At 58.6% G+C, this 17,746-nt stretch carries 17 protein-coding genes and 2 pseudogenes; 5 read left to right on the top strand and 14 right to left on the bottom strand.

Translation table 11 applies throughout. The features are described 5' to 3' along the window. The 4 genes and pseudogenes from BMX04_RS19200 to BMX04_RS17460 form a co-directional block, all read right to left on the bottom strand. Positions 1 to 122, bottom strand: a pseudogene (locus tag BMX04_RS19200) (IS30 family transposase); the annotation flags it as partial. Between the two features lie 684 nt (positions 123 to 806). Further along, complete coding sequence (locus BMX04_RS19515; RefSeq protein WP_074788155.1) at positions 807 to 1,157, bottom strand: hypothetical protein; 351 nt, start codon at positions 1,155 to 1,157, stop codon at positions 807 to 809. 578 nt (positions 1,158 to 1,735) lie between these two features. Beyond that, positions 1,736 to 2,320 (bottom strand): outer membrane protein, encoded by a 585-nt coding sequence (locus BMX04_RS17465; protein WP_074788154.1) that lies wholly within the window; start codon positions 2,318 to 2,320, stop codon positions 1,736 to 1,738. A 91-nt stretch (positions 2,321 to 2,411) separates the two neighbouring features. Then, on the bottom strand, positions 2,412 to 2,924 hold the full coding sequence (locus tag BMX04_RS17460) for a fasciclin domain-containing protein (RefSeq protein ID WP_074788153.1): 513 nt from the start codon (positions 2,922 to 2,924) through the stop codon (positions 2,412 to 2,414). 331 nt (positions 2,925 to 3,255) lie between these two features. On the opposite strand from BMX04_RS17460, the gene BMX04_RS17455 reads away from it, so the two are divergent. After that, positions 3,256 to 4,164: an endonuclease/exonuclease/phosphatase family protein gene (locus BMX04_RS17455; protein WP_074788152.1), complete on the top strand. Its 909-nt coding sequence runs from the start codon at positions 3,256 to 3,258 to the stop codon at positions 4,162 to 4,164. Positions 4,165 to 4,248: 84 nt separating this feature from the next. Here the strand turns inward: BMX04_RS17455 and BMX04_RS17450 are convergent, their stop codons facing one another. The 5 genes and pseudogenes from BMX04_RS17450 to BMX04_RS19775 form a co-directional block, all read right to left on the bottom strand. Further along, on the bottom strand, positions 4,249 to 5,127 hold the full coding sequence (locus BMX04_RS17450; RefSeq protein ID WP_217644514.1) for a terminase small subunit: 879 nt from the start codon (positions 5,125 to 5,127) through the stop codon (positions 4,249 to 4,251). Positions 5,128 to 5,153: 26 nt separating this feature from the next. Then, positions 5,154 to 6,125 carry a toprim domain-containing protein gene (locus tag BMX04_RS17445; RefSeq protein ID WP_074788150.1) on the bottom strand — a complete coding sequence of 324 codons (972 nt, stop codon included), beginning with the start codon at positions 6,123 to 6,125 and terminating at the stop codon, positions 5,154 to 5,156. A gap of 2 nt (positions 6,126 to 6,127) precedes the next feature. Beyond that, a complete protein-coding gene (locus BMX04_RS17440) occupies positions 6,128 to 7,609 on the bottom strand; it encodes a DEAD/DEAH box helicase (protein WP_074788149.1) in 1,482 nt (493 codons plus the stop codon). After that, on the bottom strand, positions 7,602 to 8,006 hold the full coding sequence (locus BMX04_RS17435) for a helix-turn-helix domain-containing protein (RefSeq protein WP_074788148.1): 405 nt from the start codon (positions 8,004 to 8,006) through the stop codon (positions 7,602 to 7,604). Before BMX04_RS17435 ends, BMX04_RS17440 begins: the two co-directional genes overlap by 8 nt. Before the next feature lie 597 nt (positions 8,007 to 8,603). Beyond that, a pseudogene (locus tag BMX04_RS19775) lies at positions 8,604 to 8,783 on the bottom strand (hypothetical protein); the annotation flags it as partial. A gap of 253 nt (positions 8,784 to 9,036) precedes the next feature. On the opposite strand from BMX04_RS19775, the gene BMX04_RS17420 reads away from it, so the two are divergent. Then, positions 9,037 to 9,435 carry a DUF2177 family protein gene (locus BMX04_RS17420; protein ID WP_074788146.1) on the top strand — a complete coding sequence of 133 codons (399 nt, stop codon included), beginning with the start codon at positions 9,037 to 9,039 and terminating at the stop codon, positions 9,433 to 9,435. 468 nt (positions 9,436 to 9,903) lie between these two features. Here the strand turns inward: BMX04_RS17420 and BMX04_RS17415 are convergent, their stop codons facing one another. From BMX04_RS17415 to BMX04_RS17405, 3 genes are all read right to left on the bottom strand, one after another. After that, a complete protein-coding gene (locus BMX04_RS17415) occupies positions 9,904 to 10,845 on the bottom strand; it encodes a cation diffusion facilitator family transporter (RefSeq protein ID WP_074788145.1) in 942 nt (313 codons plus the stop codon). A 206-nt stretch (positions 10,846 to 11,051) separates the two neighbouring features. Further along, positions 11,052 to 12,482, bottom strand: a complete 1,431-nt coding sequence (locus tag BMX04_RS17410; RefSeq protein ID WP_074788144.1) for a dihydrolipoyl dehydrogenase — start codon at positions 12,480 to 12,482, stop codon at positions 11,052 to 11,054. Beyond that, the gene (locus BMX04_RS17405; RefSeq protein ID WP_074788143.1) at positions 12,469 to 12,846 is read right to left on the bottom strand and encodes a cupin domain-containing protein; all 378 of its coding nucleotides are present in this window, start codon (positions 12,844 to 12,846) and stop codon (positions 12,469 to 12,471) included. Before BMX04_RS17405 ends, BMX04_RS17410 begins: the two co-directional genes overlap by 14 nt. A 144-nt stretch (positions 12,847 to 12,990) precedes the next feature. Between BMX04_RS17405 and BMX04_RS17400 the strand changes: the two genes are divergently transcribed. After that, entirely contained in the window at positions 12,991 to 13,281 is a 291-nt protein-coding gene (locus tag BMX04_RS17400; protein WP_074788142.1) for a sll1863 family stress response protein, read from the top strand. 8 nt (positions 13,282 to 13,289) lie between these two features. Beyond that, on the top strand, positions 13,290 to 13,751 hold the full coding sequence (locus tag BMX04_RS17395) for a sll1863 family stress response protein (RefSeq protein ID WP_074788141.1): 462 nt from the start codon (positions 13,290 to 13,292) through the stop codon (positions 13,749 to 13,751). A gap of 407 nt (positions 13,752 to 14,158) precedes the next feature. On the opposite strand, the gene BMX04_RS17390 is transcribed toward BMX04_RS17395, so the two are convergent. After that, positions 14,159 to 14,938 (bottom strand): acetoin reductase, encoded by a 780-nt coding sequence (locus tag BMX04_RS17390; RefSeq protein ID WP_074788140.1) that lies wholly within the window; start codon positions 14,936 to 14,938, stop codon positions 14,159 to 14,161. A gap of 151 nt (positions 14,939 to 15,089) precedes the next feature. Here BMX04_RS17390 and BMX04_RS17385 point away from each other — a divergent pair, with 151 nt between their 5' ends. Continuing rightward, positions 15,090 to 16,955, top strand: coding sequence for an SLC13 family permease (locus BMX04_RS17385; protein ID WP_074788139.1), 1,866 nt, complete (start codon positions 15,090 to 15,092; stop codon positions 16,953 to 16,955). Between the two features lie 450 nt (positions 16,956 to 17,405). On the opposite strand, the gene BMX04_RS19185 is transcribed toward BMX04_RS17385, so the two are convergent. Then, entirely contained in the window at positions 17,406 to 17,645 is a 240-nt protein-coding gene (locus BMX04_RS19185; RefSeq protein ID WP_139194610.1) for a hypothetical protein, read from the bottom strand. Between the last annotated feature and the right edge of the window lie 101 nt (positions 17,646 to 17,746).

The following is a 17,746-nucleotide window of genomic DNA, read 5'->3' as shown; positions in this document are numbered from 1 at the left end:
GTCTTTCTGGGTCGTTCGTTGAGTTGCCGAGAGACTGCGCTGAGTTTGGCTTGGCTATAGTTCGACACATCGATGCCGCGCGGGAAGTATCGGCGCAGGAGCCGGTCGGTGTTCTCGTTGCTACGGCCCTCGGCGGAAAACCGCGAGGAAAGTGCCCCGATAGGTGCCTCTCCGCCGACGACACCGACATTCCCGCAACACCGGTAGAATGACAGCCTCGGCGGCGCTTGCCTGAGGTGGTGGCTCTCTCCGATGAATGACCCCAGCTGGAGATCAACACGCGGGGGCGTCCATGTCGAGTGCACTCATACTGGTCGGATTGGTGGTCATTGGAGGGCTTCTGCTCGGGCTGGTCTTAACCATGGACAGCTGAAATCCCGCAACGGGTGAAACGGGTGGCCGCTGGAGCAGTCTTGCGGGGCTATGCCACGCTACATCCGATCAAAGTCCACCCCGTAGGCCGCGACCGCCCGTGGGAGGCAAGTAAAAAGCTGCCATCTGATCCGCACGAGTAAACGACAGCTTCGATCTGTTTTGCGTCCGTTCCGGCAAATCGCAGCATCAGGTAGTATGGGCTCGTTCCGGCCATTAGCTGCGCTTAGCACCAAAGTCTGATCAGCGGACCTTCCGGACCCTGGCCACGCGGCGTGGCAAGGGTCGGCTCTGCGGGAGGCGTGGTTCATATTGACAGCTACGCGGCCATCAGACCACGGCTCGGTCTCCGGATCATACGTTATCCGATCCCGGCCGCGCGTCGATCTGCCCTTGGTTCGAAAGTCTTCGCGCCGAAGCCGTGCAGTCGCGCACTAGTCCAAGACGCGCGCGACCGCTCCAATCAAGTCCAGTACCTCGCGCGTGTCGCGGTCCACGCGATAGACATAGTCGCCCACGCGGTAGTAGGTCTGGTCGCGATCAAGCCCATACCGCCCCGGATCGCCGATGATCCTGTAATCTCCATAGATCACGTCTCCACGGCCGTACTTGCGGGCTTGGCCGGGCGGCACGCACGGCGGGTTTTTCTTAGCCAGACCGGGTGGGCAATCGGTTGCTTTGTACGCACCGCCTGACTGTCCTTTTCCGGCTTTGTCATTTCCCGCCTCTGCAGCCACCCCGAGAAAGGCCGCCGCCGCCGCGATAAGAACCAATAACTGTCGCATGATGTAACTCCGTTTCTTTTTGCCGTGTCATTCAGATAACCATTGCTGCTGCAAGGTGTTGCCCTCCGAGAGGAGCCTTGGCGGAAAGGTGCCTATGAGCGTATCAGCTGCGTCCGAGGCTTTGAATGTCGGCAGCACGGCGGAACATCTGCCCCTGTCGACGTGATCAATGCTGTCGCCGCGTTGGTTCGCCGTCGGTTAGGGCTCGAAGCAGGCATAAGCCGCACTCAGCTTGAAGGTCCGCTGTCGGGATACTGCCCAAACTTTGCAAAGGTCACTATCTGCGCATAGCCGCCATTTGCCTGCAGCCGACCAGTGCGTGTTACCCGACTGGAATTGTCAGATGACGGCAACCAGCCCGAAGCGGTCAGACCCTGAGGAACTCAGTTCGAATTAAGCAGACGCTCAAAGTGTTGGCCGCGACTGGCTGCAACGCGGGACATTGCTGCCATTGTCCGGTCTCGCATCTATCAGCGCGGCCTGAACGCGTCCTCGCTTAAAGGGTGTTCGGCATAAAAACGGGCGGTCAAAGACCGCCCGCTACTAATCTGAAATATGATGATCGCATAACGCGCCGGTCAGAAGCGGAAAGTAGTCCGCACCTGAGCGGTCGTCGCGTCGATGTCCGTGTTAACGGTGCCGAAGTTGTCGAATTGATGATAAAGAACTTCTCCACCAATCGAGATGTTCTGCGTGACCATATGTTCATAGCCACCGCCGATGAAATAACCGCTATCATCACCCACATTATCCGTGTCGGCCCAAGCATAGCCACCGGTTCCATACAGCAGCCCGTTGCCGATTTTGTAGCCGCCACGAAGCTTGGCACGGAAGACGTTTTCAAGGCTTACACCAGGTGCGAGACCGATGTCAGCCCAATCATAATCAAGGCCAACACCGACAACCCAGTTGTTACCGTAATCAAAGTCATAGCCAAGCACCAAACCACCGATGATGTCATCGCCGTCTACGCCTGCAAGATCAGCGTCGACCCAAGCATAGCCGAGCTGTCCACCTGCGTAAAAGCCCGTCCAGTTCGGGCTGGCCGGAGCCACTGGTGCCACGATTGCGGGCTCAGGTGCGGGTTCAGCTACGTTACCGGCTAGGGCGGGGGCTGCCAAAACAGCGGTGAGTGCTGCGAGAGCAGTTGTTGTCTTTAACATTTCATTATCCTTTCAAACGTCATTTCCGCCACGGCAAACATTATCAAAAGGTCTGGCCAAAGCGCACGGCATGTGCCGTTGTGGGTGTAAGTTAGTGGCAGGCCGGGCGCGTGCCGGGCAGCAGCACTTTGTCGATCACGTGGATCACTCCATTATCGGCCTTTATGTCGGCGATAATGACAGTAGCCATCTCTCCGGTGCCGTCGGCGATCATAACACCATCCGACGACTTTGTGATGCACAAACGCTCAGATGCCAAAACTGGCTTAAAATAGTTCGAGCCCATAGGAATTGCCGCGGCCGGAAGGTCGCGGTCATCGACATGATATAGAAGGACGTTGGTCAGCTGGTCCTTGTTCTCAGGCTGCAATAGCGTTTCGACCGTGCCATCGGGCAAAGCGGCAAAAGCATCGTTGATCGGCGCATAGACTGTAAAGGGCCCTTCGCCTTGCAGGGTCTCGACCAGATCAGCGGCGGTCACGGCAGCAACCAAGGTCGAGAACCGCTCGTCACCAGCGGCAATATCAACAATGGTGTCAGCCGAGGCGGCAGTTGTGGAGCAAGCGGCAAGTGCCGCGGCCTTAAGAGAGCTGGAAAGCTTCATTGAGTTGTCCCTTTTTTTCTATGCCCAAGTGCATGCCGTTCTTACGGGCGCTGTGACAAATCGGATCAATTTATAACGCGATCGCCACAATGGGCGGTCTGGGCCGGACCGAAAACCGCCCCGCGCGTCTGACTTCTGCTTCGAGCCAAACGCAGACATAGTGCAAATGAAATACTCACGGCGGCAATGCTGTATCCGGCATTGGCTATTTTTGGTGCTGTTACGATTACGGGTGCAGATCAAAGCAAAGCGGCCTGGCGCTAGAAGCGCACCAGATAATTAGGCATTAGGGTGGTTCAAGCTGCTAACTACCCTGCGCAGGGCTTACAAAATGTCTAACAGTGCTATCATTCGCGTTTTGGCATCCGGCAGTGCGACGGCCCTGATTGCGCTGGTTCTGCTTGGATTTAGTGGGTATGTTTTCGAATTTGGCAACTCAGCGTCGGTGGTCCGACCGCAGGCCGGGGTATTGCTGATACCGGTGGCAGCGTTTTTGTTCTTGATGAAGGCGCAGCGTCGCGCACTTTTTTCACTCACCTTGGCGGTTGTGGCGATCAGTTCGATTGCGCCCGGTTTCTTCATCTCCGGGACGGACTGCACCGGAGCATGCCTAAAGCTCTACCAAAAGAACCTGCTTTCGAAGGCCTGGCCACGTTATCCATTGGCTGACGATATTATCGCGTCCGGCGCCGAGATTGTAACGTTGCAAGAGGTTTCCGATCATAATCGACGGTTCATGGCCAACATGTTCGACCACTACCCTAAGGCCGTCACCTGCAAATTCCGGCCAGCGCAGGACGTCGCCGTGCTGACGTCATTGCCAGCCGTGGATGGCTCTGAATTTTGCTTGGCCGAAGCTGGGCTGGCGGGGGTTCAAGTGCTGGCGCCCAATGGTCAGCTGGTGTGGGTCTTATCTGTTCACATGGAATGGCCCTTTCCATTTGATCAATACTACCAGAGTCAAATCATCGCCGAACGCATCGCCGGTCTGGACGGCCAGGTGCTGATCGCGGGAGATTTCAACATGGTTCCTTGGGCGGGGAACTTGCAACGGATAGAGGCCGCCGCTGGGAACCACCGTCTCGGCGCTTTTAGAAACACTTTTCGTTCGGGCGGTTGGTTGCTGCCATTGCCTATAGATACGGTGTTAGTGCCAAAGGGTGCATCGGGGACCGTTGAGCTACGCCCCTATATGGGATCGGATCATTTGGGAGTCCTAGCACGCATCGCTTTACCCTGACGGTTTTGGCCCTTACGAAGTATCGGGCGCGGTGCAGGCCGAACAAGGGTATCATCGCGCAAAAACACTGCTCTACCGGCCCGCCTAAAGGGCGTCCCATTCAAGTGCATCAAGCCGGTGCGCATTATCGCGGACATATTGCGGCGTGATGGGCGGTGAGGCGGCGCTGATGGCCCTAGCAGCCGTGATCAGCTCTTCGGAGGCTTGGAGATCCACAACGTCCTTGAACATCTGCAAGTGACGCGCGACCTGCTCTAGCGCCTTTGCGCGATCGGCGATCTTGACCTCAATGCCATCCTTGGTTTGCTTGACGCCTTCATAGAGCGGATGTGACAGGGCCTCGCGGGTGTCTAGCACCACGACATGCGCAATACCCTCGCCATGACACTCAGGACAGTCCGGGTTGGGACCTGCGGTCTGGTCGAAGCCATAGCCGCCTGCATCATTGGGCATACAGGGGATGGTGCGTCCCTCGTCCAGGGCCTGACCTAACGCCAGCAGCGTGTCTGCGTTACCCTTAGCCATCTCCTCCATTGTGGCGTTCTGCGCGCCTTTAAACTCCCGAGGGGTCCTCCACTGATATTCGTGATCGACGCCGTGACAATAGCGGCAACAGCGACGCTCGATGCGCACCAACTCGTTCACGTCAGCCGTAGCTTTCTCCCACAAGCGTTGGAGAACATCGGTAGTTTCGATTTCGAGCCGTTGGGCTCGTTCGCTCATCAGCTCGTTGACTCTGGCCTTGACGTGAACATTCGTGAGCAGTCGGTATCCCTGCTCCTTAGCTGTTCTCTCGGAATATCCAGCGCGGATCGCGGCCTGCGTGGCGTTGCGATCTTTGAGATATTCAGAGCAAAACACATCGCGCTTCCACGTCAACCCAGACGGTGCAAGGTTAAGGCGTTTCTTCTCGCTGATCTTCGTGTTCTTCGGCATAGGAAGGGGCTTCTTTCTCTTTTTCATGGCCGCTGTTCAGTTGCCTGCAAGACCTAAGTCATTGTCACCTCCATCTTTTCCCGGCATCTCTTAGACCATGCGTCAGCCCAGTCCGTGCCGTCGTCTTCGGGAATATGCACGGTGACGATATAGCCTTTTCCGGCCAATTTATGGGCCAGTTCATATGCCGCCTTCTGGCCACTGTAATTCGCGTCGTTATCGCCAAAAATGGCGATCTCTTTGCAGCCGTCTGGCGGAACCCATTTTTTCAGAAGACTGGTGTTGAGCGCAGCCCAAACTGGCATTTCGTAATACGCAGAGGCCGCCAGCGCCGTCTCAATGCCTTCCGCAATCCCAAGTGGACCTCCTGGCACGTATTCACAGAGTTGAACACAGGCACCGTCAGGTAGTTGGCCAGGGGTGAACTTGCGCGGTTGCGAAATCTCCGCTTTTCCAGCTCCATCCGGGCGCAGGTAAGTCCGGTGCATTGCACGATACCTGGGGCCACCGCCTGATTTGGTTTCACCAACCACACCAACCATGGCGACCATAGCGGGGTGCTTCCCGCCTTCACCGTCGTCCAACACTGGCGCAAAGCGTAACGCAGGGGGATAGATTAGTTCTTCGAGGTCGCGGGTTGCGAGGTATTTGTGGACCAGATCTTCCGGCTCGACTGGACGTGTGCGGCAGTAGATTTGCTTTAGTAGATCTTTGTTCTGGTCCTTGCTGATCACCCGAGGAGGCGCATCAGCGTTGATATTCCCGACAATGCCGTCAATCTTCGTCGCAACTTCCTTGAAATCCAACCCGGTGAATTTAATGGCAAGTTCCATACCATCACCGGCTCCGCACTGACTGCAAAAATATGTCCCACGGCTCTCTTTGTTGTCCCACCGGAACCTGTCTTTTCCGCCACACATGGGGCATGGACCATGCTTGTTACTAAGGCAATCTGCCGGGAGCCCTAGTTCCAACAGTATCCCGCGCCATTTATTGCGGGCGGCGTCGGTCGTCTTGATCTGCATGATTACAGCGCTCCCTGCTTATTCTTTCTGTTCGCATAGGCGATGTCGCAGGATTTCACGTAGTTCCGGAAAGCCTGATCTGGCTCTATGCGCCGGTCTGAAAGCTCTTTGGGCCAGACTCCGAATTTTCTTTTGTAAAGGGCATTCGCCATTCGGCCGCCTTTGCCGCGTTGATCGTCCACGGTGAGCGCCATCGACCAGAAGTTCTGCTTGTCCGACTTGGTCGGAGCCTTGCGCGTCTCACCGACTTCCACCAGCTCGCCGTCTATCGTGTCCACACCTGAAACCGGCTTGCGCTCATGGCCACAGGAAGGACAGTAGCGGCCCGTATGCAGCGTCTCGCATCTTGCGCAGGGCTTCGGCAGCTTTTGCGTCTTTAGGCGGCCAGCGGCCCTTTCTCCAGGCTTCGAGGCGTCCAACGCGGTGCTGTGAATATCTGTGACCAGCCCAAGTCGCAGAGTGTTGCCTGCATGATCAAGGATTAACAGATCCTCAGAGCCATCCTGGATCCGCAGGCCGCGCCCGATTTTTTGGACGTGCAAAATCTCACTTTTGGTCGGTGCTGCGTCGATGATGCAGCTGACGGGCCAGTCGACGCCCGTCGTCAACGTGCGCACGGAACAGACGACCTTGATCTCGCGCGCCCGGAACTGGCGCTCAATCAAATTCCGTTCGATATTATCCGTGAAAGCATCGACATATGCACTCGCCACTCCTGCGTCTTTGAACGCTTCACATAGAGCCTCTGCATGCGCACAGTTGACGCCGAAGAGCAGTGTGGGTCGATCTTCGCCCTGCGTCAGCCAAGTCTCGACCACAGACGCCATGAGCGCCTTGCCTTGCATGACCTGCGCTGCCTGCCCCTCGTTATAGTCGCCACCTTGTGCTTTGACTTCGCTGAGGTCAGGCACGTCCGGCGCCAAGACCCGGAATTTGGACAGATACTCCTGCTCGATCAAAGCCTTGATCGTCGTGGGTACGACGAGATCGTCCCAAAGCAACCCCATGCCCTTGGCCCAGGGAGTGGCGGTCAAACCAATGAAGACGATGTCGGGCCGGTCCTTCATCATCTGTTCGATCTTCTTGAAACGCTGATGGCACTCATCAACGATCACGAGGGCCGCCTCAGGGATTTCTCTTCTGACCAAGGTTTGAACGCTGGCCACCTGAACCCTTGCCAAGGGATCAGTGCGCGGGTGCTGCGCCTGCATGACGCCGATGTCAAAGATGCCTTCGGCCTCGAATGCTTCGACCGACTGGTCGATCAAGCTGATCGCCGGAGCCGTGAAGATGACGCGGTTGCCTTTCTCATATGCGCCTTGAATGATCTTCGCTGCGACCAGAGTCTTTCCGAAACCTGTTGGTGCTTGCAGGACGACGTGCTTGTAGCCCATGCCAAGAGATTGGCGGAGCATGTCCATCGCCTTGGCTTGGTGGGGTCGCAGTATCTTGGGCGTGATTGGTGGAGTGAAGAGGTCATTCATCTTCCAAATCCTCCTCACAGGCCATGGCCAGGTCGTCGAATGCGCTCGGGGCGTCTAGTATTTCCTGTTTCGTCGGCAGATTTTGCCGCATACCACCGGCAGATTTTGCCGCAGTCTTGAGCCGGTAGCGGTTGGTCCGGTTTTTCTGTCCACGGCCTGTTCGCGCCTTACGATGGACAGTCTCGATGAGGTCGCGGGCTTCCAATTCACGAAGTGCATCACGCACAGCCCGCACTGAGATCATCAAGTCTTTTGAGATCGTCTTGACCGACGGATCGCAGCGTCCCGTTTCCTGGTTATGGCGGTTGGAGAGAGCGAGGAGCACGAGCTTTGCGGACTGTGTCAGCTTGATGGCTTTAATTGACGAAAAGGCATTTCTCATTGCGCGAAAACTCATTGGTCACGCTCCTTAACTGTTGGGGAGCGACCCAGTCGTGTTTGGGTAAGGTCGAACCTAGCCGCGGCCCGTTGGCGGACCGCCGCAAGCAGGTGCAAACAAAACCTGGGGCTGAGCTGTGCAACGAAATAGTAAAACAGCTTTGGGTTTCTGATAGCCAAGAGGGTGAGTTGAAGGATCTCAATCATTGGATCCATCCTCACCGTATGCCTGCTGTTTGCAGCGCTATGCGCCTAGCAGCACGCGGGTTGTGCCGCCAACGCGGACAACCGGCCAGTGACCGTCGCGCACTCGGCGCCATGCGGTGGACATCGAGACGTCTTCAAGGGCAGCTATCTCGCGAACACGCACGCGCGCGTCAGCTGGCAGCTCTTGGATTTCACGGAGACGTTCAGGGGAGACTTTCTTCGGCATGATGAAGGTTCCATACTGCAAGAGCCGTCAAAAAGACGGTCATTTGAGTTTGGAGGCACATCTTGCGAGCTCTGAGCACAATGTATTGCGTCACGTGCTGCCATTCAAGCCGAAATGTAGGGGTATTTTGCGTTTCTCATTGCGCCTTCAAGTTCTGAGGCTCGCAATCCCGTCGCTAAATTTTCAAGCTAAGGCGGCTTTAGGGTCAGGATTCATAACCAGAACATGACGACGGAAGCCAATGCGCATGCCGACAGGAAGATCTTCCGCAAGTTGGAACGTGATGTCGCGCGCGTGACGAACGACCCTCGCGCCTATCTTGATCATGCGGGTTTGCAGGCTGGTCAGCGACCAGTCTGCCATCTCCTATGGCAGATCTTCGCTGCCTCTTCAAAGAGCCGACATTCGCGCAAAGCACACCATCGGTCAATGTGGCCTCATTGCAGTCATGTGACGGTTTCGCTCAGGAATGAGGGTCTGTGTGCCATACACGTATCCTGTGTTGGACTTCAAAGCCGGCTGACCAAACAAAAGACGCCATACTGAACTGCCGCCATCTCCCTTCGTAGACGGGCCGCCTCGCCGGCCTATTTCCAGCCCTGCAAAGGAGAAACGAATGTCCCTTCTCGTCCTCGTCCTGGTCACCGGCGTGATCTTCCTGATCGCCGACGCGGTCATGCTCTCGACCGTCATGCAGCCGCTCTTCGCTCAGCACCTGGGCGATACGCTTCGCGAGGGCATACGGCCCCTCCCGGCCGTGCTGTTCTATCTCATCTACATGGTGGGCGTGGTCTGGTTCGCGGGCTGGCCGGCGCTGCGCGACGGCACGCCCGGACTGGTGCTGGTGAACGGCGCGGTCCTGGGTCTTGTCGCCTACGGCACCTACGAGCTGACCAGCTGGACGGTTATGCGCGACTGGCATCCCTCAATGGTGGCCGCTGACATGGCCTGGGGCGCGACACTCACTGCGGTGTCGGCTTGGGTAGGAGTTTTGAGCGCCCGAGCGATCGGCTGAGGCGACCGAAGAAGCGTCCGATTTTGTTGCACTCTTAATACAGCCCGGCGTCGAAATCCTTGGTCAACTTCCGGTTAGAGTTGGATGGGATTACGTCGATCACATCCTGTTGAGCTCGAATAGACCCTAAGCTCGTCCGTTCTTATCCAAGCCATGATGAATTTTGGACCGTATCAGCCATTTTGGGGCTTGCGATCAGGCGTTCTCAAGAATCTTAAGATTCCTAATCTGGGGATGCGGAACGAATAGTTTAGCTTCATGAATAAAATGTATCCATGATTGTATCTCATTGCGAGCTTTCGAGTATTTTTAAAATAAATTCAATAACTTACAAATAATTTATGGCGGAGGGAACGCGACTGGCAGCGAACCTTCTCTGCCTATCAAGTAATTGTTTTTATTTGTAAATTATTCAATATATCTCGCAGGAGACTATCCTTCTGCTGCATCGTCGAGCTGCAAAATGCATCAATCACCATCTTGCTTTCCTCGGCTCGCCCCGTGGCCATAGAGGCTGGCGTTTTGGTGGGCGCGGTCCTCACGCTCAAACTCAAGCGTCGAGTGGGTGATGCCGAATTCGCGCTCAAGCATTCGCTTTATCGTGTCCTTGATATCCTCCAGGCAATCCCAGGATCCTGTCTTGAGAACCACGTGCGTGTCGAATGCGGCAGCATGCTCCTCCATCTGCCAGAAATGGGCGTGGTGGATGTCTGCCACCCCGTCGACCTCGCGGACGGCGGCGACGACCGCGCCATTGTCGATGTCTGGAGGGCTGCCGAGCATCAGAGTCCGGATTGGGCCGCCGATCTCGGTGAAAGCGAGGTAGAGAATATAGAGCGCGATGCCGATGGTGATCGCAGGGTCCACCCATCGCATGTCGTAGAGGATGATCATCGCGCCACCAATGATCACGGCGACCGAAGAAAGCGCGTCAGACAGGTTGTGCACAAACAGCGCGCGGATGTTCACACTGCCCTTCTGCATGGAATAGGTGAGCAGCGCCGTAAGCGTGTCCACTACCAGTGCGACGCCGCCCAGGATTACCACCGTCCAGCCGACGATCTCGGGCGGGTCGATCATCCGCATGCTGCCCTCGTAGATCAGATAGAATCCGACGAGGATCAGCGTGGTGTAGTTGATCAGCGCCGCGACGATCTCGATCCGGCCGTAACCGAACGTCATACGCTCGTCCGCGGGGCGCCGCGCGATCTTGCGCGCGGCAAAGGCGATGACCAGCGAGGCCATATCGGAGAAATTGTGCAGCGCATCGGCGATCAGGGCTAGGCTGCCCGAAAGGACTCCGCCGATGACCTGTGCAACGGTCAGGAGCGCGTTGGCCCAGATCGCGATGGACACGCGCCGGTCACCGGACTTGGGGTCGATATGACCGCTGGCGTGGTCGTGAGGCATCGTTTGCTCGCTTCGCTCCTAACGTCGTCTTTATCAACCGCGTGACACTCTTCGCAAAAATAGGCCATCGCGCGGGCGTGTCATCCGATCAGCCCCGTTCGAGCCCGAATAGGAGCCCGATGGCCACCGCGAGTCCCAGTCGCCGGAAGACTTAAAGGTCATCCATTATCGCAGACGCCAATCTTGCCGGGACGACAGGGCCTGCGTCAGTCCAGGGCATCATGACCCATCGGCTTGCAGTCCGACAGGTCCGAGCCACCGACGGCCGCCACACCCTTCGCAAGGTCGCGCAGGGCACTGCGCAGACCCTCCTCCAGCACCGGATGGTAGAACGGCATGGCCAGCATGTCCGCCACCGTCATCTGCCGTTCGACCGCGAGGGCCAGCAGGTGCGCCAAGTGTTCGGCGGCTGGCACGCACATCTCGGCGGCCAGGAGCCGACCGGTCTCGCGCTCGGCGTGAAGGCGCAGCAAGCCCGCGGCGGTCTGGGCTATGCGGGCGCGCGGCTGATCCGAGAAATCCGCGTTTCCCGAGACAGTAGTGTCTTCATCCAGATCCGACAGAGGTGGCCCGACCCGCGCCACCTGCGGCGATGAAAACACGATCGACAGGGCCGTACGCCGACACAATCCGTGATCCGAAGCATCCGGTGCAGCCATGCGCCCGGCGATATGCCCCTCGTCGGCAGACTCGTGTAGCAGCGGACGATAGCCGTTCGCGTCGCCGGCAAGAAACACTTGCATCTCGCCGATACGCAGCGTGGCGGGATCGATCCGGGGCATCCCCTTGTCGTCAAGCGGAACGCCCAACGTGTCCAGCCCCAGCCCGTCGATGTTGGGGCGACGCCCGATCGCGACCAGCACGGCATCAGCTTTGAAGACCCCGCCCGCGCCGCTCACGCGGATCGTGCCGCCCGCGTCCTCGAGTTCGGCGGACGCGCCCGTATGCAAGCCCATCTCGGCCTCGATCAAGGGACGGAAAGCCTCCAGCACCTGACGGTCGTCAATGCCGGCCAGCGTTTCGGCCGCGTCGAACCCGGCCACATCCAGCCCCAACCGGGCCAGGGCCTGGGCCATCTCGACCCCGATTGCGCCCATGCCGACCACCGCGATGCGGCGGGGCAGGTCATCCTGCTCGAACAGGCTGTCCGTGGTCAGGATCCGGTCTCCGAAGGTCCGCCAGGGTCCGGGCACCACCGGGCGGCTGCCCGGCGTGAGGATGATCGCGCGCGCCTCGATCTCGTCGCCATTCACCTCCAGCCGGCCAGGCCCCAGAAGCCGCGCGCGACCTGACACGGCGCGGTCGCCCAGTTTGTCTGGCACGCTTTCCGGCCCTTTGACGAACCCGTCACGCATCCTGCGCACACGGGCGAGCACGGCCGGGATGTTGGCGCGCAACCCCTCGGCGCCCTGAATGCCGAATTCCTCGAAGGTCAAGCGCCGATGAAACGCGTGCGCCGCCTCGATCAGCGCCTTCGACGGCATGCAGCCCACGGCGGCGCAGGTGGTGCCCCAATGGCCGTCGTTCACCACAAGAAAATCGTCGGTATAGCGGCGCACCTCGCGCAACGCAGACAGCCCGGCGCTCCCCGCGCCCACGATGACGGTATCGACTTTTATGGGCTTATTCGTCTGCATCAGCCTCAGCCTTGGTGGCGTGCTCGGTGCCCGGCTCATGCTCAGGCGGGCTGTATGTTGTGAACAGTTTCAGCATCCCGGACCCGGTGTTGCGGAAGTTGTGGAAGACGCCCGAGGGCACGATACCGACATCGCCATCGGCGATGTTCGTTTCCACATCACCAATCCTGGCCACACCTGTGCCCGCGACGAAGTAGAGCATCTGGTCGTGCCCCTGATGCACCTCGCCGCCGATCTCGCCGCCCACGGGGATGGCCATCAGCACCAGCTGTGTCTTTTCGCCGGTCCACAGGACCTTGCGGAACTCGTTATTTTCGCGGGCGAGTTCGACGACAGGCAGCGTCATTTTTTCCGTATCGGGCATCTATTCTTTCTCCATCACTCAAAGCCACAGGATGGACGTCAGAGATGTGCGCCGTCACTAACCCAAGTCAGTCGGGCAAACCCAACTGTGAGCTACGCTTCAACTTCTCAGGTTTTTCAGGTCAAAATTAGAAGGAGATCATGAATGTCCGAACGCGAACAGTATATCGAGAAGGCCAAGGCGCGCATCGACCAGTGGAACGCCGAGATCGACAAGATGAAGGCCAAGCTCGACGAGGCCGAGGCAGACGCCAAGATCAACTATCAAAAACAGCTCGAAGAAATGCGGACGCAGCGCGACGCAACCGAGGCCAAGCTGAAGGACCTACGCGAGGCCAGTGACACCGCCTGGGATGACATGAAGTCGGGCTTCGACAAGGCGTGGGACAGCCTCTCCAGCTCCTTCAACAGCGCCATGTCGCGATTCAAGGGATGAGGTCGCCGATGTCTGTCCCAAATACCCTGCGCGGCTCTGTTATCGCTGCCGTCCTCGCATGCGCCACCTTGCCCGCTGTGGCGCAGGGCACGGACGACATGACCTCCGCCCAAGAGGTGCGCGCCGAAATCTCGGAGGCGATGGAGACGATCGCGGCCTTCTCCGAGCAAGAGAGCGAGCAAGCGATCACCGAGGCGCGCGCGGCGCTGGACCGGCTCGACGTCGAGATCGAGCAGAGAGAAGAGGCACTGCGCGGCGGCTGGGCGGACATGTCCGAAGATGCGCGCGCGACCGCCCGCGCCAAGCTGCGCGACCTGCGCGAGGCGCGCAACCGGCTGGGCGAACGCTTCGGCGCGATCCAGGCTGGTACGAATTCGGCATGGTATGAGGTACAGGCCGGCTTCTCCGACGCGTGGACTGCCTTCTCGGACGCGTGGAGCGCCAGCGACGAACAGGCCCCGGCCGACTGACGGAACCTAAGGCGGCGACCGCACTATGGTGCTGGTCGAGAGCCGCCCGGCGACAACGCTGGCCTTTTCAGCAATGATCGCCTTTCAGATGATCGTCCTCGTTCATTGAAAGCAGACATTGCAGCATGGGCGTGAAAAATGCACTCGCGACCCCGACAGGTGCCGATCCGACCAATGTCTGGCTAGAGGAGGCGCGCAACGGCGTCGTCCATGTCGTGTCCCTGACCCTGCGCTACATCGTCCGCAACGGAGGCCCGCTGCGTCGAGTGAATCGGAGAAATGCAGAATTTGGCCAGTGTTTCTATGGCTCAGTCTATCCAGCGGCTGATTGATGATGCGGGTTTCGACCTGGTCGACGCCCGCACAAGCGCATGGGTGTCGGCGGCGGCGCCACCGCGCCCGCGGTATCAGCGATAGACGATCCCGCCGTCGGTGATGATCGCCTGCCCTGTTATGTAATCGGAATCCGGTCCAGCGAGGTACGAAACCAGTGCGGCAACGTCGTCCGGGGTCTGTGCACGCCCCAGAGCAATTCCGCCCACGTATTTGTCGTAGGTCTCGCCGATGGGCGCACCGGTCAATTCTGAAAACCGCTTGTCGATCTCGACCCACATGTCTGTCCCTACGATGCCGGGACAATAGGCATTCACGGTGATGCCGTCACTGGCATATTCCTTGGCTGCGGCCTGTGTCAGAGCGCGCACGGCGAACTTCGTCGCCGAATAGACGCCCAGCATCTCAAATCCATCATGCCCGGCAATCGAAGACGCGTTGATGATTTTGCCTTTATTGCCCAAGGATCTGAATTTCGCAGCAGCAGCCTGGATCCCCCAAAGAACCCCTTGGATATTGATTTTCAGGATCAGATCAACATCCTCCGGTGTTACATCTGCGATCGGATCGACCTGCGCGATACCGGCATTGTTGACCATTATGTCGAGCCCACCGAGCGTCTTTTCGGCATGCTCGACCGCAGCGTAGACCTCCGCACGGTCGCTGACGTCGGCTTTGAATGTTGTGGCCTTGCGGCCAAGCGCTTCGATCTCGGCAGCGACTTCTGCCATCTTGTCGGGTTTGATGTCGACAATCGCGATATCGGCGCCGTCTTTTGCCAGGCGCAAGGCTATGCCGCGTCCGATCCCTTGCGCCGCACCCGTCACAAGCGCTACTTTTCCGTTGAGTGTCATTCTATAATTCCTTTTGCTTCAGCGAGCTGAACAAGTCGCTGTGATGGGATGCCTCCATCTGATCGGAAAAGAGGCACTCTGGGGCTAACTCGGATCAGGACCCGGTCGCGAAACTTGTTTTAAGCGAAGACCCAGCACGAAAGCCGTTTCCTTGACCAATCCGCAGATCCTCATCGTCGTAATTCTCGCTGCCATGATGGGGCTGTTCCTGTGGGGGCGGTTTCGCCATGACGTGGTCGCGTTAGCGGCTCTTTTGGCCTGCGCAATCTCAGGGTTGGTTCCGTCGGGACTGGCCTTCGCTGGCTTCGGCCATCCGGCGGTGATTACGGTGGCCTGTGTCCTGGTGCTTAGTCAGGGGTTGCGCAACACCGGTGCCGTGGATTGGCTGGCGCGCAGTATCCTGCCGCGCGATGCCGGACGGATCACGACCCTGCTGGCGCTGATCGGGCTGGGGGCGGCGCTGTCGGGCTTCATGAACAACGTGGGCGCGATGGCGCTTTTGATGCCAATCGCTGTGCAATTGTCAGGCAGGCTGGATCTGAAGCCCGGACAGATCCTGATGCCGCTTGCCTTCGGCACCATTCTGGGGGGCATGACCACGCTGGTGGGCACGCCGCCGAACTTGATCGTTTCGGGCTTCCGGGAAGAGGCCGGGCTGGGTCAATTCGCCATGTTCGACTTTGCTCCTGTGGGAATCGCGGTTGCGACCTTGGGCGTTCTCTTCGTCTCGATCGTTGGCTGGCGGTTGGTGCCCGCGCGTAAATCTGCCGCTGGCGCCGGTTTTGACACAGGCACCTATCTGACCGAGGTACGAGTGCCTGCGAAAGGTAAGGCCGTCGGGCTGACCCTGCGCGGCTTCGAGGCCGAGATCGAGGACAGTGGCGCACAGATCGTCGGCCTGGTGCGAAACGAGGTGCGCATGACCGCGCCGCATGGTGCACGCCAGATCCACGCGGGTGATGTTCTTGTGCTGCAGGCCGATGTCGACGCACTGGCCGAAGCGCTGTCCGTCTTCGGCATCGAGCTTGAGGCGCAGAAAGCAGCCTCGGATAGTAAAGACGAAACGGCAGATGATGCGTCCGAAAAGACATCGAAAGCAGCCAAAGCGGAAGCCGCCATCAAAGAGGCTGACAAGGTCGAGGACGCCGACGAGAGCGATGAGGACATCGTGCTGCGAGAACTCGCCATTCTGCCAGGCGCGACCATCGTCGGGCGTTCGGCGAGCGATCTGCGGTTGCGCACGCGCTACGGGCTCAACCTGCTTGCCGTGTCGCGCGAAGGACGTCAACCACAGGCGCGGCTTCGCAAGCTGAAGCTGAAATCCGGCGATCTGTTGCTGATGCAGGGTCCGGCCGAGATGATGGCCGAATTCATCAACGATACGGGCTGCGTGCCGCTGGGCGAGCGCGAGCTGCGCATCCCCGACAAACGTATGGCGATCATTGCGGGCGCGATCATGCTGGGTGCAATCGGCATTGTAACGCTGGGCTTGTTGCCTGCACCCGTGGGCTTTGCCCTTGGGGTACTGGCTTCGATGCTGTTGCGGACGGTCCCGCTGCGGAAAATCTATACGACGATTGATTGGCCGATCATCGTTCTGCTGGCAGCGCTGATCCCGGTTGCGGGCGCAATGCAGACGACCGGGGCCGCCGATCTGCTGGCGCGGTTTCTGGTCGGAACCATCGCGCAAGGCAACCCCGTCGCCGCCCTGGCAGTGGTGTTGATCACCACCATGTTCCTGTCCGACGTGATGAACAATGCCGCCACCGCCGCCATCCTGTGCCCCATCGCGCTTGGCATTGCCGCCACGCTTGGCGTCAATCCGGACAGCTTTCTGATGGCGGTCGCGATTGGCGCATCCTGCGCCTTTCTCACCCCGATCGGACATCAGAACAACACGCTGATCCTTGGTCCCGGTGGGTTCCGGTTCGGTGATTACTGGCGGTTGGGACTTCTGGTCGAGGTGCTCGTGGTCGTCGTCAGCTTGCCGCTGTTGGTATTTGTGTGGCCATTGTAGCTCTGCATGGTGAGGTGCTTCCCTGGGATTGACAGGATCTTTCGGAAGTTATCCGTTCGTCGGCAATCGCCAAGCATGGTTCGCCGGAGATCATGAATACGGCGTCCTAGGCAGCAGGTCGCCCAGCCCACGGTTTCCGACAAACGCCCCATTCCCCCAATCATGCTGGATCGTGAACAGGGGGACCAGGAGGGCTGAATTTCCCATTCCAATAGTAAAAGCCAGCCAGACGCTGATCAACAGCGACAACCAAGCCAGAACCCGAAGCGCCGCTCAAGGAACAAATTTCTCCGACAGGGCAAGACTAGTCCGAGAGAGGATCGGATCTCGACATCCGGCCAAAATCCGCATCCATTCAGAAGGTGGCAATTCAGCTTCTTCCTTTCGAATGACTGCGACACCCCCGACCCTTAATTGGTGGCAGTGTTTCGCATGAACCATGTGACCACACTATGGGATGGCTGTGGCCGGTGGTTTATTGCGGGCTTTGCTGGTTGAGGGCGCTACGACTTCGACAGCCGGGCTGGCCTCTCTCTCGAGACGTGCCTTGCGAAGACGCGCTGTCTTGACCTGACGGTGTTCCATCTCTCCGTCGAGGATTTCCCTCGCGGCACGCGTGGTCTTGTCCATCGGCGTTTCCGCTCGAGGTGCAGATTGTTTGAATACACTCGACTTTGTCAGCTTCGTCATGAATTAGCTCCTAAATGAAATTCTCGCCGGATATGAATGGCCTCCAAGCATGTTGCGGATGGGGCGGATGATCCCGGCCTATCGAAATTTGACGGTTTACT

The organism is Roseovarius tolerans (genome assembly GCF_900109855.1).
GTDB classification, from domain to species: domain Bacteria; phylum Pseudomonadota; class Alphaproteobacteria; order Rhodobacterales; family Rhodobacteraceae; genus Roseovarius; species Roseovarius tolerans.
Note: the sequence above shows the minus strand (reverse complement) of the source record. Positions and strands in the feature narration are given on the sequence as shown.